Here is a 22258-nt window from a genome sequence, read left to right as displayed (position 1 = left end):
TGGCGCGAGGTCGGCCGCTCTTAGACGATGGGCCTCGCCCGCGACAAGGGCCGCCCGCCCGCTCACGGCGCGGCCGCCGTCAGCAACTCGCGTGGCCGCATTGCCGGACATCGCTGATCGTCTTGCGGATCGGGTCCGCTCCCACGGCACCCGGGATGATCTCGTCGCCGATGATGAAGGCCGGCGTTCCGGAGAGGCCGAGCTTGTCGCCGAGGCCCCGGTTCTCGCTCAACGCCGCCTTCACCTCCGGACCCTGCGCGTCTTTCTGGAGCTTCGCCGTGTCGAGGCCCATGTCCTTGGCGACCTGCAGGGCGCGGGCTCCGTTCACGCGGCCCTTCGACTCGAGCAGCTTCTGGTGGAACTCGAACAGCTTCTCGCCCTTGATCTGCTGCTTCGCGGCCACCGCCATCTGGCTGGCCTCAAGCGATTCAGCGCCGAGGACGGGGAAATCCTTGATGACGACCCGCAGCTTCGGATCGCTCTTGATCAGCGCCTGCACGTCGCCGAGCGCCTTGCGGCAATAGCCGCAATTGTAGTCGAAGAACTCGACCAGCGTGACGTCGCCGTTCGGGTTGCCGGCGACGACGTCGTGCGGTCCGTTCAGGAGAGCCTCGCGGGATTCCTTGAGGGCGGCCGCCTGCGCCAGACGCTGCGTCTCGAGCTGCCGCTTCTCGCCCTCCGCGATCGCCTCCTGCAGCACGTCCGGATTCTTGACGAGGTAATCCTTGATGATCGCCTCGATGGCGCTGCGCTGCGCGTCCGTGAAGGGCGAGGTCTCCGCCGTCTGCGCGGCAGCGGGCAGCGCGCCGAGGGCGAGAGTCAGAGCGAGGGCGGAGATCAAGGGAAGGCGGAGCATGAAACCTCGCGGGTCGGCACGGGCCGGCCGATGCCGGGCAGCAACGGGTCGGTAGCCACGGGGTTAGGCGTTTTCACGGCGGCCGGTCAATTCGCGACTGGCGGCGGCTTGCCCCGTGACGATGGTGCGCCTACCAAGTAGTAGGTCGGAGGAGGGGCGTGCCGCTGTCAGTTGGGTCGAGATCCGCGCGCGTCGTGCTTCTCTGTCTGGTCGGCGCGCCCGCCGTCGCCGACGATGTCCCACCACCGGGCGCCTCGTCCTGTGCCGTCTGCCATGCCGCATGCGGGCCCGTCCCGGCGGCTCCGCCCTGCCTCCGCAACCGGACGCCGGACCAGATCGCCGAAGCGCTCGACGCCTATCGCACCGGGACGAGGACCGGCACGGTGATGCCCTATCTCGCCAAGGGGTTTTCCCGGGAGGAGATCCGGGCGCTCGCCGAGCATCTCGGGCAAGCCGCTCCGCGATGACGGCGACGCGCCGCACCGTACTGGGCGGCCTCTCCGCTCTCGCCGCGGCCCCCGCGCTCGGCGGGGCCCGGCCGGATGTCGTGGTCGTCGGCGGCGGCTTCGGAGGTGCGACGGCCGCGCGTGCGCTGTGCCGGCTCGGTCTCGGCGTCACCCTCGTCGAGCCGGCGCGGACCTATCATGCCTGTCCCTTGAGCAATGCTGTTCTCGTGGGGCTGCGCCCGATGGCGTCACAGGTCTTCGGCTACGGCGGCCTCGCCGCGGCCGGGATCCGGGTCGTGCACGACCGCGCGGTCGCGATCGACGGCTCGGCGCGCCGGGTTCGTCTCGCGGGCGGCGACAGCCTCGCCTACGACCGCCTCATCGTTTCCCCCGGCATCGAGATCCGCCTCGACGCGATTCCCGGCTACGACGCGAGCGCGAGCGAGATGATGCCGCATGCCTGGAAAGCCGGCCCGCAGACGGAGACCCTCGCCCGCCGCCTCGCAGCGATGGAGGATGGCGGTCTCGTCGTGCTCACGGTGCCGGACAACCCCTACCGCTGCCCGCCCGGGCCCTACGAGCGGGCCAGCCTGATCGCGGATTATCTCAAGGCGCGCAAGCCGCGCTCGAAGCTGATCCTGCTCGACGCCAAGGACGTGTTCTCGAAGCAGCCGCTCTTCGAGGAGGCGTGGGCGACACGCTATCCGCAGCATCTCGAGTACGTGCCGAGGGCGCGCGGCGGCCGCCTCGCCGAGGTCGATGCCTCCGCCATGACCTTGCGCGCCGAGGCGGGCACGTTCCGACCCTCGGTAGCCTCCGTGATCCCGCCCCAGCGGGCGCCAGAGATCTGCCGCGCCGCGGGCCTCACCGATGCCGGCGGCTGGTGCCCTGTCGATCCCGTGAGCTTCGAATCGCGGCGCGTTTCCGGGGTGCACGTGATCGGCGATGCGGCGATGCCAGGGGCGATGCCGAAATCGGCCTTCTCGGCGAACGATCAGGCGAAGGTCTGTGCCCAGGCGGTCGCCGACCTCCTCCGGGGACGGGCGCCAGCGCCGCCCAAACTGGTCAACGTCTGCTACAGCCTCGTCGCCCCGGGCCGCGCGGTCTCGATCGCGGGTGTCTACGGGATCGAGTGGGACACCCTCGTCGCGATCCCCGAGGCGGCCGGGATCTCTCCCGTCGGCGCGCCGGAGAATCTGCGCGCCCAGGAGGCGGCCCACGGCGAGGCGTGGTTCGAGGCCGTCACGGCGGAGATGTTCGGCTGAGCGCGATGCGTGCCATGTTGAGGCCTCGCCGCGCAGCCGGTAACAGGGCGGCCTTTCCGGCGCCCGCGCCCGCCGCGCCTGCGCGGCACCCCGAGTGGACCCGATGCCCGAGATCTCCCGCCGCGCCTCCGCCGTCGCGCCCTTCCTCGCCATGGACGTCATGGCCGCTGCCGCCGCCAAGGACCGGGCCGGGGCCGGGATTGTTCACATGGAGGTCGGCCAGCCCTCGGCGGCCGCCCCGCGCCCGGTGATCACGGCGGCCGAGGCCGTCCTCCGGAGCGGGCGCGTGCCCTATACGGAAGCGCTCGGCCTCCACGCCCTGCGCGAGCGCGTGGCGCGTCACTACCGCGAGCAATATGGCGTCGGCGTTGAGCCGGAGCGGGTCGTGATCACGACCGGCTCCTCGGCCGGCTTCGTCCTCGCCTTCCTCAGCCTGTTCGACGCGGGCGCGCGGGTCGCGGTGCCGCAGCCCGGCTACCCGGCCTATCGCAGCATCCTCGCGGCCCTCGACCTCGTGCCCGCCCCGATGGTGCTGCGCGACGAGGACCGCTTCGCCCCGACCGCGGCCGGGTTGCGGGCGACCCACGCGGCCGGCGCGCTTGCCGGCGTGCTCGTGATGAGCCCGGCCAACCCGTCCGGCACCGTGATCGTGCCCGATCGGCTGGCTGAACTCTGCGCGGCGGCGCGCGCGCTTGGACTGCCCTTCATTTCGGACGAGATCTACCACGGCCTCAGCTACGGCGTGCCGACGGCCACGGCCCTGCAATTCGATCCGCAGGCGGTCGTGATCAACTCGTTCTCGAAGTACCATTGCATGACGGGCTGGCGCATCGGCTGGATGGTGGTGCCGCCCAGCCTCGTGCGCGCCGTCGAGCGCCTAGCGCAGAACCTCTACATCTCCGCGCCGTACCTGTCGCAGGTCGCGGCGCTCGCGGCCTTCGACGCGCGGGACGAACTCGATGCCGTGCGCGACGGCTACGCGCGCAACCGCGCGATCCTGCTCGACGCCTTTCCCGGCCTCGGCCTCGGCCGAACCCATCCCGCGGACGGCGCCTTCTATCTCTACGCGGACGTCGCGAACCTCACCAACGACGCCTCCGGCTTCTGCCGGCGCATGCTCGACGAGGCGGGCGTGGCTGCCACGCCGGGGCTCGATTTCGACCCCAACGAGGGCGCGCACCACGTGCGCTTCTCCTTCGCGGGGTCGGAAGCCGAGTGCCGGGAGGCGGTTGCTCGCCTCAAGGGCTGGCTCGGCCGCTGACCGCAGCGGAGCGGTAGGTCTGCGTGGATATCGACGCGCCGAGCGGGGTTGCTGCCGCCGTCCCCGCGCCGGGCGTATTCTGTGTGATCAGGCCGCCAGCGCGCGGAGCGCGGCGCCCTCCGCCTCCGTCACCGCTTCCCCGAGCTTCGCCTCGAAGGCCCGGAAGGCATCGGCGGCCTTGCCCCAATCCGAGGCGCGGACGCTCGCGACCATCTCGGCCGCGCGGGCGCGGGCCCCGTCGAGATGGGCCTGCACCTGAGGCGGCAGCGGCGCGGACTGGCCGGGGCAGGCAGTGGCTTCCTCGCTCGCCGGCGACAGGCCCACGAGCACCGAGGCGAGGTGACGGCGCCAGGTCGCGCAATCGGCGGGCAGGCGGGCGAGGCGCGCGGAGACGCTCCCGTCGCCGGCCAGGAGATCGCGGCTCGCTTCCTCCAGCTTCAGGAGGCTGCCGATCGCGTCCGCGATCTCGCCGCGGGATTTGTCCGTGCCCGCAGCGATGCGGGTGATGTTCGAGGAGATCTCGCTCGTCGCCTGGATCTGCTGGTCCATGATCTCGGCCATCGTGCGCATGTCGGAGGCCGCGGCGGCGACGGACGCGCTCTCCGCCTCCACCCGCGCATTGGCCCGCGCCATCACGTCGGAGCCCGCCGCCACCGCGGCCCGGCTTTGATCGACCGCGCCCTGCATAGAGGCGAGTTCGCCCTGGAGCGAGGTGAGCCGGGCCCGAATCTCTTCGGTGGCCTTGGCCGTCTGGGCGGAGAGCGCCTTGACCTCGCCCGCCACCACAGCGAAGCCGCGGCCCGCCTCGCCGGCGCGCGCCGCCTCGATCGTTGCGTTGAGCGCCAGGAGGTTGGTCTGGGCGGAGATCGCGGCGATGGCGCTCGCCATCTCCTCGATCCGCCGGGCGGCCGCCGCGAAGGCGTCGAGCCGGCCGCCGATCTCGGTCGTGCAGGTCTCGATCACGCGCATCCGCTCGCCGGCCTGCTGCATGTCGACGGCGCATTCCGCGATGCCGGCGCGGGCGCGCTCGGCGGTCTCGGCGGAGGTCGCGGAGCGGGCGGCGACCTCGCTCGTCGAGGCCGCGACCTCCTCGCTCGCCGCCGCGATCAGGCGGGCCTGATCCGCGACCTGGGCCGCGTCGTGGGTGATCCAGCCGATCGAGACCCCAGCCTCGGAGGCGGCCGCAGAGACGCGGGCCTGACGCCGGAGCAGGTCAAGGTCCGGGCCGGGAGGGGCCGGCGGCGGAGCGGCAACAGGAGCGGTGGGTTCGGCAGGCGCCGGGGCCATCGTCGGGACGTCCGTCCGTGCATCGGCATTGCGGAAGAGACGGAGCATGGAACGACGGGCCCTCGGAAAATACTCCGGCATATTGGTCAGAAAAGGCTCAAGCGATCGTTAAGCCTTCGGGAAGGTCATCCGGGCGCGGAGGTCATTTCCTGTCGTCTTGAGCCCGTCGTCCCATCCCGGATGAGGCGATTCCCGGTGATTGCGTCGTCCTGTCTCGAAGTCGCGACGGCGAGATATTCGGTTGCTGAATACAATGTTCGCCGTATCGACTTGGACGAAGAGAGGTTACCGAAAAGAGAAATGCCGCCCCGCATCTCGGCAGGGCGGCATCGCAAGGAATGTTCACGGTCGCGGGGCGGGCTGCGCCTTCACTCTCCCGTGATCGCCGCCTTGGTGCGGGACCACCAGCCAGCCCGCTTCGGCCGGTCGGGGTCGGCGGGCGGTGTCAGCACCACGGCGACCGGCTCCCGGGCGGGCGCCGGCGGGACCTCGGCCGCGGGCTCGGCGGCCGCCGTTTCAGCGGCTTCCGGCTTGTCCTCGCCCTGACCCGTCGTGACGGGCAGCTCGATCGCGTCCTCCATCGGCACCGGCTCGGCCGATGCCGTTTCAGGCGCAGCGTTGACCTCGGCGACCGCATCGGCGCTCACGGGCTCTTCCGCCGAGAGAATCGCGACTTCGTCGCTCGCATCGCCCTCGGCCGCCTGCCCGCGGCCCTCCGAGCGGCCGCGACCGCCCCGCCGTCCGCGGCGGCGGCGGCGTCCGCCATTCTCATCATCGGGCTGGCGAGCGGCCTCGGCCGGCGCTTCCTCGGAGGCGTCCGCCGCGCTCTCCTCGCCCTCGGCGGTCTCGACGGTCTCGTCGTCGCCGTCCTCGTCGCCCGACTGCGCCTCGCTCTCGTCGGCGCCCGCCTCGGAGCGTCCGCCCCGGCGCCGGCGACGGCGACGGCGGCGGCGATGGCCGTCGCCCTCCTCGCGGCCTTCCTCGCGGCCCTCGGTGCGGGCCTCCTCGTCGGAACCGGCCTCGGCCTCCTCGGCCGTCTCTTCGACGAGATCCTCCTCCTCGATCTCGTCGTCGACCGCCATGGATGGCGAGATGGCGACGGCGCGAACGCCGGTCACGGGCCCTTCGGCCCGCTGGGCAGGCTCGCCGCGGTCGAGCTGGTAGGCGGCGGTGGCCGAGAGCCGCTCGTCGGCCGCGATCGTCACGGTCACCCCGAAGCGGACCTCAAGCTCGCGCAGATGCGCGCGCTTCTGGTTGAGGATGTAGAGGGCGACCTCGGTGCGGGTGCGCAGGACGAGGTTGTGGCTCTGCGACTTGAGCAGCGCCTCCTCGATCGAGCGCAGGATGTGAAGCGCCACCGACGAGGTCGCGCGCACGAAGCCCGAGCCGCCGCAATGAGCGCAAGGGATGGAGGAGGATTCCAGCACGCCCGTGCGGATGCGCTGGCGGCTCATCTCCAGGAGCCCGAAGGGCGAGATCCGGCCGACCTGGATGCGGGCGCGATCGTTCTTCAGGCACTCGTTGAGCTTCTTCTCGACGGCGCGGTTGTTGCGCTTCTCCTCCATGTCGATGAAGTCGATGACGATGAGGCCAGCGAGGTCCCGCAGGCGCAATTGCCGGGAGACCTCCTCGGCCGCCTCGAGGTTCGTCTTGAGCGCGGTGTCCTCGATATCGTGCTCGCGGGTGGCGCGCCCCGAGTTCACGTCGATCGAGACCAGCGCCTCGGTCGGGTTGATCACGAGGTAGCCGCCGGACTTCAGCGAGACGTGGGTCGAGAACATCGCGTCGAGCTGCTGCTCGATGCCGTAGCGCGCGAAGATCGGCGTCGGATCGCGGTAGGGCTTCACGACCTTGGACTGCGTCGGCATCAGCATCCGCATGAAGTCCTTGGCCTCCCGGTAGGCGTCCTCGCCCGAGACCAGCACCTCCTCCAAGTCCTTGTTGTAGAGATCGCGGATGGCGCGCTTGATCAGCGAGCCCTCCTCGTAGACGAGCGCCGGGGCCTGCGAGGACAGCGTCAGCTCGCGCACGCTCTCCCAGAGGCGCATCAGGTACTCGAAGTCGCGCTTGATCTCGGGCTTGGTGCGCGACGCGCCGGCGGTCCGGAGGATGACGCCCATCCCCTCCGGCACCTCGAGGTCCTGCGCCACTTCCTTGAGACGCTTGCGGTCGGCGGCGGAGGTGATCTTGCGGGAGATGCCGCCGCCGCGGCCGGTATTCGGCATCAGAACGGAGTAGCGCCCGGCGAGCGACAGGTAGGTGGTGAGCGCCGCGCCCTTGGTGCCGCGCTCCTCCTTCACGACCTGAACGAGGATGATCTGCCGACGCTTGATCACCTCCTGAATCTTGTAATGGCGCCGGTAGGTGCGGGGCCGCTCGGGGATCTCGGCCAGTGCGTCGCCGTTGCCGCCGACCTGGGCGATCTTGGGCTCGGCATCCGGATCGTCGCCGTCCTCGGATTCCTCGTCCTCGTCCGATTCCTCGTCGTCATCGGAGGCGTCGTCGTCCTCGTCGTCTTCGTCCGAATCGTCATCCTCCTCGGCGCCGGCCGCGTCCGTGCTCGATCCCTCGTCGGAGTCGTCCCCGATCTCGGAGGGCTCGGGATGGCCTTCGGCCACCGGCTCGGGCGCCTCGGTCGCCGGGGCGGACGCGTCGCGCTCCGCCTGGGGCTCGCCCCCCTCCGCCGGCGAGGCGGATGCCTCGGCGGTCTCGGAGGACGCCTCCGCGCCGGCCGCGAGCGCCGCCTCGGGGAGATCGGCCGAGGCATCGCCGCCCGGCACCACCAGCTCGTCGTTCTCGGCAGCGGTCTCCGCCGCGTCCTCCGCGCTCACAGTCTCGGCGTTGCGCGCCGAGGCTGCCTCGGCACGGCGCCCGCGCGAGCGGCGGGACGAGCGGCGGCGCTCCTCGCGCTCGCGATGCTCCTCGGCGTCGCGCGCCTCGTCTTCGAGGAGCGCCTGCCGGTCGGCCAGGGGGATCTGGTAATAGTCGGGATGGATCTCGTTGAAGGCGAGGAAGCCGTGGCGGTTGCCGCCGTACTCCACGAAGGCCGCCTGGAGCGAGGGCTCCACGCGGGTCACCTTGGCGAGGTAGATGTTGCCGCGAAGCTGACGCCGGTTGGCGGCCTCGAAGTCGAATTCCTCGACCCTAGAGCCGTGAACCGTGACGACCCGGGTCTCCTCCGGGTGCATCGCATCGATGAGCATCTTGTTGTTGGCCATGACGAACTTTCGACATGGCGGCCGACGTCGCACACCTTGGACCGAGGCGTCCCGGTGGAGCCTCTCCCGGCCCGCGGGCCATGTTGGGAAACGCTCGCGACGGCCTCGTCACCGGGGCCGTGGGGGCTGTGGGAAAGGGATTGCCGTCAACCGCCGCTCGGCGCCGGTGGTCGGCGCGCCTGGGGTTGAACATGGCCGAGGGGACGAGCGAACCGGCGCGACGTGAAACACGCGCGCCTGCGGCACGAGCAACGGCAACCGATGCTGTGCGTGCGCTCATCCTTTCCCCGACCTCGCGAAAACATCCTGACCGGCATCGGCCGGTCGCGAATTCCAAAACGGTGTGGCGAGAGAAACTCCGCCACGTCTACCGACACCCGCCCGACGACCGATACGGGTCCGGCGATCACCGCGAGGGACCGGGAGCGACGCAACGTCTGTGCCCGGAGGCTCGGCCGCGGGTCGCGAAATGGACCGCCGGGACCGGGAAGGGGTCCGTATCATTACAGATCGCCGCAGGCATTTGGCAAGGGCGCCGGCCGAAGAGACTGGGCCGCGCGGCCCATTACCGTCCGGCGGGCCGAGGCGGCGCCTCGGCCGGATCGGCCGGCGCGCTCTCCCCGGCCGGGGCGGCGCCCCGCGACCGGCGGGGTGCCGCCGCGGCGCCCGACATGCAGCCGCTGCAGATCGAGGTGGTCGCGCGGCGGACGCGGTCGTCGAAAGCCTTCTCCTGCAACTTGCGCTCGGTGTCGGCGCGATCGCGGCGCGCCTCCATCTCCTCGGGCGTCGCGGGCGCCGACTGTGCGGCTCCGGCGGCGCTCGGTGCGATCGGCCGCCGCTTGTTCGGCGAGGGATCGACCTGCGCTGCCGCCGTCAGCGGGCCGGCGAGGAGGAGGAAGGCGGCGAGCAGGGGCAGGCGCATGAAGCGGTCTCCGTGGGCGGCGCGACCCTAGCATGGCGGGCATCAGACGACAGCCGCTCCGAAGGCGGCGGGTTTAATCCGTGACAATCGCTCAACACTTTCAAGCGCATCTCGGCAGTTCCGCCCCCGTGCTCACCTTTACGGGCTCGGCTCGGCCGGACCAGAATGCCGCTCGCGCGACCCGCCCATCGAAGGCGGGCGCCGGGACGGAACGGCCGGCTTGAGGAGTGGCTCGATGGTGGATGGGATGCCGGGGCGCCGTGCGCTCGTGAGGCGCCGCGGGTTTCTGGGTCTGACGCTGGCCGGAGCCTGCCTCGCGGCCCTGCCGTTCACCGCCGGGGCGGCCCGGGCACAGGCGACCTTCCCGACCCGCCCCATCACCCTGATCGTGCCCTTCGCGGCCGGCGGCTCGACGGACGTGGTTGCCCGGCTCGTCGCGCAGAAGATGTCGGAATCTCTCGGCCAGCAGGTCGTGGTGGAGAATGTCGTCGGCGCGGGTGGCAATGTCGGGGCGAGCCGCGTCGCCAAGGCCGATCCGGACGGCTACGCGATCCTGATGGGCACGGTGGCCACCCACGCCCTCAACCCCCTGATCCTGAAGCGCAAGCCCTACGACCCGATCGCCGATTTCGCGCCCGTCTCGCTCCTCGCCGTGGTGCCGAACGTCCTTGTCGTGAACCCGAACCTGTCGGCCAAGACCGTGCCGGAGCTGATCGCGCTGCTGAAGGCGGAGCCGGGCAAGTACAATTATGCCTCGTCGGGCAACGGGACGCCGCTTCATCTCTCGGGCGAGCTCTTCAAGAGCATGGCCGGCGTTCAGATGCAGCACATCCCCTATCGCGGCGCCGGACCCGCCCTGAACGACGTCGTGGCGGGACAGGTGCCGATCATGTTCGACAACCTACCCTCGTCCTCGGAATTCATCCGGGCCGGGACGCTGCGCGGCGTCGCGGTGACGACCAAGGAGCGGGCGCCTTCCTTCCCCGACATGCCGACGATCGCCGAGGCCGGGCTGCCGGGCTACGAGACCTACACCTGGAATGCGCTCTTCGCCCCGGCCAAGACCCCACGGCCGGTCATCGACGCGCTCAATGCGGCGGCGCTCAAGGCCCTCAAGGACCCGACCGTGATCGAGCGGATGCAGGCCTTCAGTGCCACGATCGTCGGTTCGAGCCCGGAAACCCTCGCCGACCACGTGAAGGCCGAGGCCGCGAAATGGGCGCCGGTCGTCAAGGAAGCCGGCGTTCAGACGGAATGAGCGGACGAGCCGCTTGGGAAAACCGTCGGCGTCCTCGCGACGGGACAGGCAAGACGTGGCACAGTCTTCGGCAGATCCGCCGGGCAAGGCGGCAGCCGAAGATCGCGGCGTGAGGAGGAAACGAGATGAGCGAGCTGGACCACGGCCGCGAACCGGGCCGTGGCATCGTGCGCGCACCGCAGAGCCTGGTAGCGGGTCTCGGCCTGGTGGCCCTCGCGCTGTTCGGGCTCTGGGCCGGGAGCGACCTGCCGCAGGGTACGCTCCGGGCCATGGGGCCGGGATTGATGCCGCGCTGGCTCTCGATCGGCGTCGGGATCTGCGGCCTCGCCCTCGTCGCGGTCTCCTTCGTCAGGGACGGCGAGCCGCTGGCGGGCGCCGCGTGGCGCGGCCCCGTGGTCGTCACCCTGGCGATCCTCGCCTTCGCCGTCACGATCCGCCCCTTCAGCCTCGGTCCCGTCGCGACTCCCGGCCTCGGTCTGATCGTGGCAGGGCCTCTCGCCGTGATCGTCGGCGGCTACGCCACGCCTGAAGCCCGCCTGCGGGAACTCCTCATCCTGGCTCTGTTCCTCACCGCCGGCTGCATGCTGCTCTTCGGCGATCTCCTCAATCTGCCGATCCCGATCTTCCCGGTTGCCCTCGTCGACGCGCTCTCGGGCACGCTGTCCTCGCGCACGCTCCTGCGCCTCGCGGCCGGGCTCCTCTGCGTCGGGGGCCTCGCCCTGCTCGTCCTCGGACGAGGCCAACGGCGCGAGGGCGTCGACGTCGCCACCCATTCGCTGACGACCTGAGCGCGATCCATCCAAGGAACCCCCGGCTGTGTCGGATCTCGTCTCCAATCTCGGGCTCGGCTTCTCGATCGCGCTCAGCCTGCAGAACCTCGCGCTCTGCTTCCTCGGCTGCCTCGTCGGCACGCTGATCGGCGTGCTGCCCGGCGTCGGGCCGATCGCCACGATCGCGATGCTCCTGCCGATCACCTTCGGGCTCGATCCGGTGGGCGCGCTGATCATGCTGGCGGGCATTTATTACGGGGCGCAGTACGGCGGCTCGACCACGGCGATCCTCGTCAACATCCCGGGCGAGGCGACATCCGTCATCACGACCCTCGACGGGCACCAGATGGCCCGCCAGGGACGGGCCGGCATCGCGCTCGGCATCGCGGCGATCGGCTCCTTCTGCGCCGGCACGGTGGCGACCATGCTGATCGCGGCGATCGGCGCGCCGCTCACCCGGCTCGCCCTCGTCTTCGGCCCGGCCGAGTATTTCGCCCTGATGGTGATGGGCCTCGTCTTCGCGGTGGTGCTGGCGCGCGGCTCCATCCTCAAGGCGGTGGCGATGATCCTCGTCGGGATCCTGCTCGCCACGGTGGGCACGGACCTCGAGACCGGCCAGGAGCGCTTGACCTTCGGCTTCGCCTTCCTGACGGACGGGATCGACTTCTCGGTCCTCGCGATGGGCTTGTTCGGCATCGCCGAGATCCTGCGCAACCTCGACCACACCGAGACCCGCGACGTGGTGCGCCAGCATATCGGTCGCCTCCTGCCCGGCCGGGAGGATCTCCGGCAGGCGGCGGGCCCGATCCTGCGCGGCACCGCCATCGGCTCGATGCTCGGCATCCTGCCGGGCAACGGCGCCGTGCTCGGGCCGTTCGCGGCCTACACGGTCGAGAAGCGCATCGCCCGCGATCCGAGCCGCTTCGGCCGCGGCGCCATCGAGGGCGTGGCGGGCCCCGAGAGCGCCAACAACGCGGGAGCGCAGACCTCCTTCATCCCGCTCCTGACCCTCGGCATCCCGCCCAACGCCGTGATGGCCCTGATGGTCGGCGCCATGACGATCCACGGCATCGTGCCGGGCCCCGGCGTGATGACCAAGAACCCGAACCTGTTCTGGGGCATGATCGCCTCGATGTGGCTCGGCAACCTGATGCTGCTCGTCATCAACCTGCCGCTCGTCGGCGTCTGGGTGCGCCTCCTGAAGGTGCCCTACCGGCTGATGTTCCCGGCAATCCTGATGTTCTGCGCGATCGGCATCTACTCGATCAACGCGCTGCCGACGGACGTGATGCTGATCGGCGTGTTCGGCCTGATCGGCTACGTGCTGATCAAGTTCGGCTTCGAGCCGGCGCCGCTCCTGCTCGGCTTCGTCCTCGGCAAGCTGATGGAGGAATACCTGCGTCGGGCGCTCACGCTGTCCCGCGGGGATGCGATGGTGTTCCTCGAACGTCCGATCTGCGCGGGGCTGTTCGCCATCTCGATCATCATGCTGGTCGCGGCCCTGATGCCGTCGCTGCGCCGCAGCCGCGACGACGTCTTCAGCGAGGCCTGATCGCGCCGGAGTGGCGCGACCGGGCCGAGAAAGCGAATTGGGAGGACCTACGACGATGACACGAACGCTCACCCGCCGCCTCGCGGGCCTCGCCATCGCCGCGGCCGGGCTCGGCCTCGCGGCGACGGGCGCCCGCGCCGACGCCTATCCGCAGCGCCCGATCACCATGGTGGTGCCCTTCGCCGCCGGCGGCCCGACCGACGTCGTCGCGCGGATCGTGGCCGACCACATGTCCCGGACCCTCGGCCAGCAGGTCGTGATCGAGAACGTGACGGGCGCCGGCGGAACCACAGGCATCACCCGCGCCGCGCTGGCCACGCCGGACGGCTACACGATCATGATGGGCCATATGGGCACGCACGGGGCCGCGCCCGCCCTGTTCAAGGGCCTGAAATACGATCCCGCGACGAGCTTCGACCCGATCGGGATGGCGGCCGGTACGCCGATCGTCATCGTCGCCAAGAAGGATTTCGCGGCCACCGACCTGAAGGGCTTCCTCGCGGCGGTCAAAGCGGGCGGCGCCTCGATCAACCAGGCCCATGCCGGCGTCGGCTCGGTCTCCCACTCGACGGGCGTGCTGTTCGACTCCATCGTCGGCGCCAAGCCCACTCTCGTCGTCTATCGCGGCACGGGCCCGGCCCTGAACGACCTCATGGCGGGCCAAGTCGACTTCATGACCGACCAGATCGTCAACGTGGCGCCCCAGATCACCGGCGGCACGATCAGGGCCTACGCGATCGCGACCCCCGAGCGGTCGCCCGCGCTGCCGAACGTGCCGACCACCAAGGAAGCGGGCCTGGAGGGCTACGAGGTCAGCGCCTGGAACGCGGTCTTCGCGCCCAAGGGTCTGCCGAAGGACGTCTCGGCCGCCCTCGTGAACGCGCTGGGCAAGGCCCTGGAGGACGAGTCGACCCGCAAGCGCATCCTCGACCTCGGCGGCACCGTTCCGCCCGTCGCCGAGCGCGGTCCGGCCGCCCTGCAGAAGCTCGTGGAGAGCGAGGTCGCCCGATGGACCCCGGTCCTGCGTGCGGCCGTGGAGAGCGGCCAGTAGCAAGGTCCGCCCGGCGCTGCGCCTCCGTGCGGGGCCGCGCCGGGCGTCCCCACCCGCACGCGCCGGCCCCTCCCTGCAACTTCGGGAAGGGCCGCTCGTAGAATGATATGAGCCGCGCGCCGCTCCCAGAGCCCCTGGCCGGGCCTCACCATGAAGGACCTCCCGGCCCCGTGCCGCAACCGCGCGGGTCCGGCGAGATCATCACGGTCCTCGCCCATTACCACCGCGCCGAGATCGGCCGCATGGCCGGCTGGCGGGACCGGATCGACCGCACCACTAACTGGGCGATCACGGTGATCGCCGCGATGCTCTCGGTCTCGCTCTCGACGCCGACCGCGCATCACGGCGTACTGCTCTTCGCGATGCTGCTCGTGCTGCTGCTCCTCGCCATCGAGGCGCGCCGGTACCGGTTCTTCGACGTTTACCGGGCCCGCGTCCGGCGTCTGGAGCGCTTCTACTACGCCCAGATCTTCGCGCCGCTCCCCGGCGGCACCCTCGACTGGACTCGCGACCTCGGCGACAGCCTTCGGCGCCCGAGCTTCCGCATTTCGCTGGCAGCTGCCGTCGCCCGCCGCCTGCGGCGCAATTACGGCTGGATGTTCCTGATCCTGCTCTTCGCCTGGGTGCTCAAGATCACGTCGCCTTCGCTTCAGCCCGGCAGCAGCCCCGCCGGGACGAACCATGCGATCCGGGACATTCTCGAGAACGCGGCGCTCGGCCCCCTCCCGGGCTGGCTGGTGGCCGGTCTCGTCGCGACCTTCTACGGCGGCCTCGCCATATTCGTGCTCCGCTCGGTCATCGGAGAGCGGGAGCGGGACGAGGGGCCGGTCCATGTCTGAGGCGCGCCTCGGGAGCGGCCTTCCCGGCTTCGCGGACCCCGGAACCGTGCGGGTCCTGCCGCCGGCGGCGGTATCAATCCGGCGGCTGGGCGAGCCTGCCGAATGCGGTGTTGATCGCGGGGACATGGGCTGGATCGACGGCGAGCTTGCCGGAGAACCCGTCGCGGGCGGCAGCACGGGCGGCGCATTCGGCTCCACCGCGATCGGCGAAGTGCGGCTCCGCCGTGTCGAAGGCCGGGAGGCCTGCGGCCGCGGCGGTGATGAGGAGGCGGTCGCGGGCATGCCGGCAGGGGCTCGGCCAATCCGCGCTCCCGGTGCCGAAAACATCGACGCGGAGGTCGGCGGCGAGGGCGCCGACGTCCCAGGTCAGGCCGGCGAGCCGCCCGGACGCGCCCGGCAGGCTCGGCAAGGCGAGGATGTCGGCGGCCGTATGCGCGGCGGCGAGGATCCGCGTCGACCCATCTGGCAGGCCGGCCAAAGCTTCGTGAACCGCGAGACGCGCGCCGAGGGCCGCGACGTCGCGGCCGCTGCCCGTGGCGAGGACGATGCCGTCCGGCGCAAAGCCCATCAGAGCCGCGAGATCCGCATCCGTCTTGCCGGCGTCGAGGCGGCCGATCCCGACGAAGAGTCGCGTCGCGGCCCTGTCCGCCCGCCCGCATGCGAGAGGCTCGGCGGCAGCCGCACGGGCCGCGTTCCGGGCGCCTCCGCTCTCCGTGCCGAGGTCGAGCACGCAGGCATCCGCGCCCGCGGCGAGCGCCTCCGCGACGCCGTCCGGCCGTCCGCAGGTCACGACGATGAGGGAGCGGATGCTCACGCCAGCGCGGCTTCCCGCGGCGCGGCGGTGCCGCGAGCCGCCAGGATGCTGTCGATTCGGGACCGGTAGAGCGTCACGAGGGCGGCCGGCTCGTAGGATGAACCGACGAGGCGGGCCGCATTCTCGACGCGGCGCGCGCGCTCCGCGTGCTCGCGACGCACTGCCCGCAGCGCCTCGACGGCGCTGTCGTGTCGAGGATCGGCCCAGACGTGGCCCGGTTCGACGTAGGCGTATTCGTCGGCGCCCGTCGGCACGATGTCGAACGCGACCGGCCAAGCCGTCTCCGACGTGCAGAAATCCGCATTCCCGGAATAGTGCGTGCAGACGACCGGGGTGCGCCGCTGCATCGCCTCCAGCATGCCGAGGCCGAACCCTTCGGAGCGATGGAGCGAGACGTAGCAATCCGCCGCCGCGATCAGATCGAGCACCTCCTCGTGGCGCATGGTTCGGTCGATGATCGCGATACGGGCATCCGCGTCGCAGGCATCCGCGATCTTGCGCCAAGCGCGCAGAGTGCCGGGATCGCTCAGCGTCGCGGCATTGTGCGTCTTGATGATCAGTCGGACCCCGCTGTCGGTCGGAAAGGCCGCCCGAAACGCCTCGATCACCGCCGTCGGGTTCTTGCGCGAGGTGTAGGAGAACGAATCGTAGGAGGTGAAGAACACGAAATCGTCGGCTGTAGTGCCGAAGAGGCCCTGCATCAGGGTTCGCGCCCTGGACGCGCCGTCCGGCGCGAGCGGCGGCAGCGCGAGCCGCATGTTGCGGACCGGCTTGTTCGTCGCCGCCTCGAAGCAGCGCCGGTTGTACTCGGACGCGACCCAGATCTCGTCGACGAGATCGAGGGCGAGCCGGTGGTTCGCGGCGATCCGGTCGAGCTCCCAGAAGAAGAACCCGATGTTGTAGGCGTCGGTGAAGACGTCCGGCGAATGCGCGTAGACCAGCGGCAGCAGGTCCGGATTGACGTGGATGATGTTGACGACCGCACCCTGCGCCACGTGGCGGACGTGATTGTCGTCGGCGACGGCCGGCTGCGGATTCTCGAGGGAGAAATTGGCGAAGCGGCAGGGGAGCCCCGAGGCGAGCAGCACGGACCGGGTCGAGCGCGCCGCGGTGGCAAGCCCGGAGGCCTTGTCGAAGGGCGCGACCACCTGCACGAACGGTATGACATCGGGCGGCGAACTGGCCGTCAGGTGAGCCGCATCGATCCGGTCACCGTCGTGGGAGACCGTCGCGAACGCTTGGCGCTCGATGTCGAATCCGTGGGCGGCGACGACGGCGAGATAGGTCTCGCGGTCGGGATACGGCGTGCCATCGTTCGCAGCTGAGAGGGTCGCGCCGACCGCGTCGAATTGCGGTTCGGGTCCCAGCAGGAAATGCTCCAGCACCTCGCGCGGGACGAAGCGCAGGAGGCCCGGCTCCTCGGCCGCGTCGAGCAGCACGGCGTAATGGCAGGCGATCCGCGTCTGGAAGTCGCCCGTGTCGCGGACGAAGGCGAGGTTCGGGTTTCGATCGAGCGCCTCCTCGATGAAGCGCGAGAAGGGCAGGAATCCGCCGCACTCGGCACCCGGCACGGCCTGGAGGAAGGCAGCCTGCCGGTACGAGACGAGGCAATCCTCGACGTTGAGGGCGGGCGCCCTGTTGCAGGCCCACCAGTACAGGACGCGCCGGTACCCCTGCTCGCTCGACAGGTCGAGGACGGAGCGGACGCCGTCATCCTCGAGCGCGTACCAGAGCGCCGCCCGGGACAGGGCGTAGCGCTGACCGCCGAGGACGATCGGCTCGTTGAGATAGGCGATCTCCTCCGCGCTGAGCGGCGCGCGGAAGGGGCGCTTGCCCGCGTAATGGTCGATGTACCAGCGGTAGAGATGGTCGCGATCCGAGGGTTCCGGGAATTGCTTCCTCAGGCCCATTCGCTCGCGCAATTGCGCAGCGAAGGGCGAGAGGCGCGGCCGGGCATCGCGGCCGTTTCCCGTTCCGGCGCAATCCGCTCCCTCGCCGCGCAGGAGTTTCAGGTAGAGGGGCGAGCGCGCCGCCTCACCGCGAGCCGGACACCGCGCCGCGCCGTCCGGCCGCGCGGCGGCCGCGCGAAGGACCTGCGCCTGAAGGCGAAGGATCGAGTCCGGCGTCGGATCGGCCCGATCGGGCCGAAACGTCTCGGAGAGACTGACCTGTGCGAGGATCAGGGGCGGATCGCTCGCGGTGCGGAGCTCGAGGCGGGCGCCCGGCTTCGACGCGTGCCGGCGGATCGCATCGTCGATGCGGATCATGAAGGCGTGTGAGCCGGAACCGATCCCAGCCGCCCGTAGGTCCGATCGGAATCGGTCGGCCCGGTGCTCGCGCAGGAGCAGGCCGTCGACCCAAAGCTCAATGCCGACATAGTTGTCCGGCCGCTGCGGATCGAAGGCCCAGCCGTTCAGGACGCCGTCCCGGAGACCGTCGAAATTGCCGCGCATGTCGGGCGGGAGGGCCGGCGGCGGCGCGCTCGGCCGTCTGCGACGGGACCGGAGGACCCACCTATGGAGAGCAGGAATCTTCAAGGAGCAGCCCGACGCGACGCATGTTCCTCAGATCGCTCACAGGTCTTAACAGTCGGACTAATCTTGTGCACGCCCTAATCCAGGATCGGCACAATTGTGTTGCCGATTTGATGCCATCGCAGCTTCGCCTTGAACACGCGTGCCATCCCTCAGGTGCGGTGTCGAACGCAAGTGTTGTTCGACCGTGGCGTAGGATCAGGCTCGAAAATTGAATTCAATTTTCTGGCCTGAGTGGCGTCCAGCGGCTCCCTCAGGTGAGATCGTGGACAGGTTTGGCCTGTACGCGTTCGGCCGTCTGTCGGGCGGCCGACCGGTACTTGTTGCGCAGGTGCCGGAACAGGATGTCGCTGAGCTCCGCCCCCGCCCGCCGGTGAAGGGCGTCGAGGATCTCCTCGTGCTCGCGCATCGCCTCTCCCCAGCGGTCCCGGTCCGCGTCGAGATTGGCGGAGTAGCGCGCCCGCCGGACTCGCCCGGCGAAGGTCGCGTAGGTCGCGCTGAGAGTGGCGTTGCGCGCCGCGGTTACGATGGCTTGGTGGATCGCTTGGTTGCAGGCGAAGTACCCGTGCAGATCGCGGCGCAGGTAGTGGCCGTACATCTCGTGGTGCAGCCGTTCGATCGCATCGAAATCCACGTCGGTCAGGTTCTCGCAGGCTAGGCGCCCAGCAAGGGCCTCGAGGCCACCCATCACGTCGAACAGCTCGATCAGCTCGCTCTCGTCGAGCCGGCGCACGCGCGCGCCCCGATTCGGCAGGAGGTCGATCAGCCCCTCTGCCGCAAGGACCTTGAGAGCCTCGCGCAGGGGCGTGCGCGAGATGCCTAAGCGCTCGCAGAGCAGGCGCTCGGGCACCCGGGCGCCTGCGGGCAATTCGCCCTCGACGATGTAGTCGCGCAGCCGCGTCAGCACCTCGCCGTGGAGGTGCCCGGCGGGTGCATCGCGCCCCGGCAGCGTCCCGCTTCCTCGCCCACGGGGCGGCACCCCTTCGCTGCTCGGATCGAAAGGTGCGACGACCTGCGAGCGGCCGTCCTGCCGATCGAGAAGGGTGGTTCGGCCGAGGGTCGAGGTGTTGGCCATGGCGGAACCGTAGCAGTGGCGCTGGGGCGCGTCGATTGGCGATCTGACGACAAGATAGTTCTTGCGGGCCTGAAAAATGAATGCATTTTAGGGCGCGACAAGACCAGATCGGGCGGCTGCGGCCGAACCCGGCCCGCCGCGAGGATGTGCCTTCACGCCTGACGCTCTGAACGCCGCTCGCTTCTGCCCCGCTCGGGAGGGGCGACATCACGGCAGGTGGGCGAAAGCCGCGCAAAACAAGAATTCGACCAGTGCGAGCCCGGCCTCAGACCCGCGCCGCAGGCACGCCGCCGGAGGAAACGGATGATAACGATACCCAGACGCGTCACCGCGCCGGGCATGGTGCTGTTCCTGCTCTGCCTGATGTATTTCATCACCTATGTCGACCGGGTGAATGTCGGCACGGCCGCCCCTGCCATCAAGGCCGAGCTCGGGCTCACCAACACGCAGCTCGGGCTGATCTTCTCGGCCTTCGCCTATCCCTACGCGGTGTTCCAGATCGTCGGCGGCGCCATGGCCGACAAATGGGGCGCGCGGCGCACGCTCTTCATCTGCGGCTTGATCTGGGCCGCGGCGACGATTGCCACGGGCTTCGTCGGCGGCGTGGTCTCGCTGTTCCTCGCCCGCTTCGTCCTCGGCTTCGGCGAGGGGGCCACCTTCCCGACGGCGACGCGGGCGATGCAATCCTGGGTCGCAGCCGACCAGCGCGGCTTCGCGCAGGGCATCACGCACTCCTTCGCCCGTTTCGGCAATGCCGTCACGCCGCCGCTGGTCGTCCTGCTGATGGCCTATCTGGGCTGGCGCGGCGCCTTCGTGCTGCTGGGCTTCGTCAGCTTCGCCTGGGTGGCGGTGTGGTTCTTCTACTACCGGGACGATCCGCGCGAGCATAAGGCGATCACCGCCGAGGACCTGGAGCGCCTCTCGATCCGCGACCGCAAGCCGGCCGCTCCGAAGCCGCCCGTGCCCTGGCGCCGGCTCGTGCCGCGGATGGCGCCGGTGACGCTGACCTATTTCTGCTACGGCTGGTCGCTCTGGCTCTACCTCAACTGGCTGCCCTCGTTCTTCAAGGACGGCTATGGCCTCGACATCAAGAACTCCGCCCTGTTCGCCTCGGGCGTGTTCTTCGCGGGCGTCATCGGCGACACGCTCGGCGGCGTGGCGAGCGACCGCATCCTGAAGAAGACCGGCGACCTGCAGAAGGCCCGCCGCAACGTGATCTGCCTCGGCATGCTCGGCGCCGCGGCCTGCCTCGCGGGCGTGTTCTTCACCAAGGAGCTGACCTTGATCGCGCTGCTCCTTAGCGGCGGGTTCTTCTTCCTCGAACTCGTGATCGGCCCGATCTGGTCGGTGCCGATGGACATCGCCCCGCAATATGCCGGCACCGCGAGCGGGCTGATGAACTTCGGCTCGGCCTTCGCGGCGATCGTCTCGCCGCTCACCTTCGGGTGGATCGTCGACGTCACCGGCAACTGGATCCTGCCGTTTGCCGGCTCGATCGGGCTCCTCGTCATCGGCGCGGCGCTGGCCTTCACGATGCATCCCGAGCGGCCCTTCGCGGTGGAGCCTGAGGCGTTGACGCCGCGGCCCGTCCCGGCCGAGTAAGGTCGGGGCGAGCGGGTGCTTCGCCGGCACCCGCCGCGAAGCGCGGGCCGACTTGGCCCGCGCCGCCGAACGGCAGGAGCCGCCGATGCTCAGACACCGCCACGCCAAGATCGTCGCGACCGTCGGCCCGGCGAGTTCCTCGCCCGAGATGCTCAAGGCCCTGTTCGAGGCCGGCGTCGACACATTCCGGCTGAACTTCAGCCATGGCGGGCGCGAGGATCACGCCCGCGTCCACGGGGCGATCCGCGCGCTGGAGCGGGAGGTCGGTTGCCCGATCGGCATCCTGCAGGACCTTCAGGGTCCGAAGATCCGCCTCGGCACCCTCAAGGACGGCGGCTTTCGCATCGAGACGGGTGATCCCGTCCGCTTCGTGCTCGCCGGAAGCGACGGCGACCGGGATGCGATCCCGCTGCCCCATCCCGAGATCTTCCGGGCCGTCGCGCCGGGGCAGGACCTGCTGATCGACGACGGACGGGTGCGCGTGCGCGTCACGGGGCTGGAAAGCGACGTGATCGAGGCGGAGGTTGTCGTCGGCGGGGCGATCTCGAACCGCAAGGGCGTCAACCTGCCGGGCACGCTCCTCGACATCTCGCCCCTGACCCGGAAGGACCGCGACGACCTCGCCTTCGGCCTCGAACTCGGGGTCGATTGGGTGGCGCTCTCCTTCGTGCAGACGCCCTCCGACGTGCTGGAGGGGAGGGCACTCGTGAATGGCCGGGCGGGCCTGATGGTGAAGATCGAGAAGCCGCAGGCCCTCGACCGGATCGGCGACATCATCCGCCTCTCGGATTCCGTGATGGTTGCCCGCGGCGATCTCGGCGTCGAGATCCCGCCGGAGGACGTGCCCGGCCGCCAGAAGGAGTTGATCCGGGCCTGCCGCGTCGCGGCCAAGCCCGTCATCGTGGCGACCCAGATGCTCGACTCGATGGTGGCCGCTCCGACGCCGACGCGGGCGGAGGCGTCCGACGTCGCGACGGCGATCTTCGACGGGGCGGACGCCGTGATGCTGTCGGCCGAATCCGCGACCGGCCGCTATCCCGTCGAGGCGGTCGCCATGATGGACCGCATCATCCGGCGCACCGAGGCGCACCGCCTCTATCCCTCGCTCGTCTCGGCTTCCGAGCCGGGTGACGAGGAGAGCCCGCCCCACGCGGTCGCCACGGCCGCCTCCGGCCTCGCGGAATCGATCCATGCGGCGGGCCTCGTCGCCTTCACCCTGAGCGGGACCACGGCGGCCCGAAGCGCGCGACGCCGCTCGCCCGTCCCGATCCTGGCGATGACGCCGTCGGAACTGGTCTCGCGTCAGCTTTGCCTGCTCTGGGGTACGCAGAGCGTGCTCTCCGCGGACATCGCTTCCTACGAGGAGATGGTCGACCTCGCCTCGGCCGAGGCGGTGCGGCACGGCTACGCCCGCTCCCACGAGCACATCGTCGTGGTGGCCGGAATTCCCTTCGGCCGGGCAGGGACGACCAACAACCTGCGGGTGCTCGAGATTCCGTGAGGAGCGC

At 70.4% G+C, this 22258-nt stretch carries 17 protein-coding genes; 10 read left to right on the top strand and 7 right to left on the bottom strand.

Translation table 11 applies throughout. The features are described from left to right. Positions 1 to 79: 79 nt before the first annotated feature. Positions 80 to 856 carry a DsbA family protein gene (locus E1J50_RS07780; RefSeq protein ID WP_132252162.1) on the bottom strand — a complete coding sequence of 259 codons (777 nt, stop codon included), beginning with the start codon at positions 854 to 856 and terminating at the stop codon, positions 80 to 82. A 194-nt stretch (positions 857 to 1050) separates the two neighbouring features. Between E1J50_RS07780 and E1J50_RS07775 the strand changes: the two genes are divergently transcribed. From E1J50_RS07775 to E1J50_RS07765, 3 genes are all read left to right on the top strand, one after another. Continuing rightward, positions 1051 to 1323 (top strand): c-type cytochrome, encoded by a 273-nt coding sequence (locus tag E1J50_RS07775; RefSeq protein ID WP_245516474.1) that lies wholly within the window; start codon positions 1051 to 1053, stop codon positions 1321 to 1323. Continuing rightward, positions 1320 to 2567, top strand: a complete 1248-nt coding sequence (locus E1J50_RS07770) for an NAD(P)/FAD-dependent oxidoreductase (protein WP_132252159.1) — start codon at positions 1320 to 1322, stop codon at positions 2565 to 2567. Before E1J50_RS07775 ends, E1J50_RS07770 begins: the two co-directional genes overlap by 4 nt. Positions 2568 to 2670: 103 nt before the next feature. Further along, a complete protein-coding gene (locus tag E1J50_RS07765; protein WP_132252157.1) occupies positions 2671 to 3828 on the top strand; it encodes a pyridoxal phosphate-dependent aminotransferase in 1158 nt (385 codons plus the stop codon). Positions 3829 to 3915: 87 nt separating this feature from the next. Here the strand turns inward: E1J50_RS07765 and E1J50_RS07760 are convergent, their stop codons facing one another. The 3 genes from E1J50_RS07760 to E1J50_RS07750 all read right to left on the bottom strand — a co-directional run bounded on the left by E1J50_RS07760 (position 3916) and on the right by E1J50_RS07750 (position 9255). Next, the gene (locus tag E1J50_RS07760; protein WP_132252155.1) at positions 3916 to 5163 is read right to left on the bottom strand and encodes a methyl-accepting chemotaxis protein; all 1248 of its coding nucleotides are present in this window, start codon (positions 5161 to 5163) and stop codon (positions 3916 to 3918) included. A 320-nt stretch (positions 5164 to 5483) separates the two neighbouring features. Further along, positions 5484 to 8333 carry an Rne/Rng family ribonuclease gene (locus E1J50_RS07755; RefSeq protein WP_132252152.1) on the bottom strand — a complete coding sequence of 950 codons (2850 nt, stop codon included), beginning with the start codon at positions 8331 to 8333 and terminating at the stop codon, positions 5484 to 5486. A gap of 565 nt (positions 8334 to 8898) precedes the next feature. Beyond that, positions 8899 to 9255, bottom strand: a complete 357-nt coding sequence (locus E1J50_RS07750) for a hypothetical protein (protein WP_132252150.1) — start codon at positions 9253 to 9255, stop codon at positions 8899 to 8901. 247 nt (positions 9256 to 9502) lie between these two features. Here E1J50_RS07750 and E1J50_RS07745 point away from each other — a divergent pair, with 247 nt between their 5' ends. The 5 genes from E1J50_RS07745 (at position 9503) to E1J50_RS07725 (ending at position 14725) form a co-directional block, all read left to right on the top strand. Further along, positions 9503 to 10513, top strand: a complete 1011-nt coding sequence (locus E1J50_RS07745) for a Bug family tripartite tricarboxylate transporter substrate binding protein (protein WP_132252194.1) — start codon at positions 9503 to 9505, stop codon at positions 10511 to 10513. Between the two features lie 125 nt (positions 10514 to 10638). Next, positions 10639 to 11301, top strand: a complete 663-nt coding sequence (locus E1J50_RS07740) for a tripartite tricarboxylate transporter TctB family protein (protein ID WP_132252148.1) — start codon at positions 10639 to 10641, stop codon at positions 11299 to 11301. Between the two features lie 28 nt (positions 11302 to 11329). After that, on the top strand, positions 11330 to 12835 hold the full coding sequence (locus E1J50_RS07735) for a tripartite tricarboxylate transporter permease (RefSeq protein WP_132252146.1): 1506 nt from the start codon (positions 11330 to 11332) through the stop codon (positions 12833 to 12835). Between the two features lie 55 nt (positions 12836 to 12890). Beyond that, positions 12891 to 13886 (top strand): tripartite tricarboxylate transporter substrate-binding protein, encoded by a 996-nt coding sequence (locus E1J50_RS07730; protein WP_132252143.1) that lies wholly within the window; start codon positions 12891 to 12893, stop codon positions 13884 to 13886. Positions 13887 to 13993: 107 nt separating this feature from the next. Beyond that, on the top strand, positions 13994 to 14725 hold the full coding sequence (locus E1J50_RS07725; protein WP_132252141.1) for a DUF2270 domain-containing protein: 732 nt from the start codon (positions 13994 to 13996) through the stop codon (positions 14723 to 14725). A gap of 73 nt (positions 14726 to 14798) precedes the next feature. Here the strand turns inward: E1J50_RS07725 and E1J50_RS07720 are convergent, their stop codons facing one another. From E1J50_RS07720 to E1J50_RS07710, 3 genes are all read right to left on the bottom strand, one after another. Continuing rightward, positions 14799 to 15539, bottom strand: coding sequence for an aldolase/citrate lyase family protein (locus E1J50_RS07720; RefSeq protein WP_165937814.1), 741 nt, complete (start codon positions 15537 to 15539; stop codon positions 14799 to 14801). Further along, positions 15536 to 17992 carry a glycosyltransferase gene (locus E1J50_RS07715; RefSeq protein WP_132252136.1) on the bottom strand — a complete coding sequence of 819 codons (2457 nt, stop codon included), beginning with the start codon at positions 17990 to 17992 and terminating at the stop codon, positions 15536 to 15538. The genes E1J50_RS07720 and E1J50_RS07715 overlap by 4 nt, the downstream gene beginning before the upstream one ends. Positions 17993 to 18326: 334 nt before the next feature. Then, a complete protein-coding gene (locus E1J50_RS07710) occupies positions 18327 to 19148 on the bottom strand; it encodes a GntR family transcriptional regulator (RefSeq protein ID WP_132252134.1) in 822 nt (273 codons plus the stop codon). 303 nt (positions 19149 to 19451) lie between these two features. Here E1J50_RS07710 and E1J50_RS07705 point away from each other — a divergent pair, with 303 nt between their 5' ends. Both E1J50_RS07705 and pyk read left to right on the top strand, forming a co-directional pair. Continuing rightward, positions 19452 to 20750 (top strand): MFS transporter, encoded by a 1299-nt coding sequence (locus E1J50_RS07705; protein ID WP_132252131.1) that lies wholly within the window; start codon positions 19452 to 19454, stop codon positions 20748 to 20750. Positions 20751 to 20835: 85 nt separating this feature from the next. Continuing rightward, on the top strand, positions 20836 to 22251 hold the full coding sequence (pyk, locus tag E1J50_RS07700; RefSeq protein ID WP_132252129.1) for a pyruvate kinase: 1416 nt from the start codon (positions 20836 to 20838) through the stop codon (positions 22249 to 22251). Positions 22252 to 22258: the final 7 nt, after the last annotated feature.

Origin of the sequence: Methylobacterium segetis, from assembly GCF_004348265.1 — a bacterium.
GTDB lineage: Bacteria > Pseudomonadota > Alphaproteobacteria > Rhizobiales > Beijerinckiaceae > Methylobacterium > Methylobacterium segetis.
This window is presented reverse-complemented; position numbering and strand designations above follow the sequence as displayed.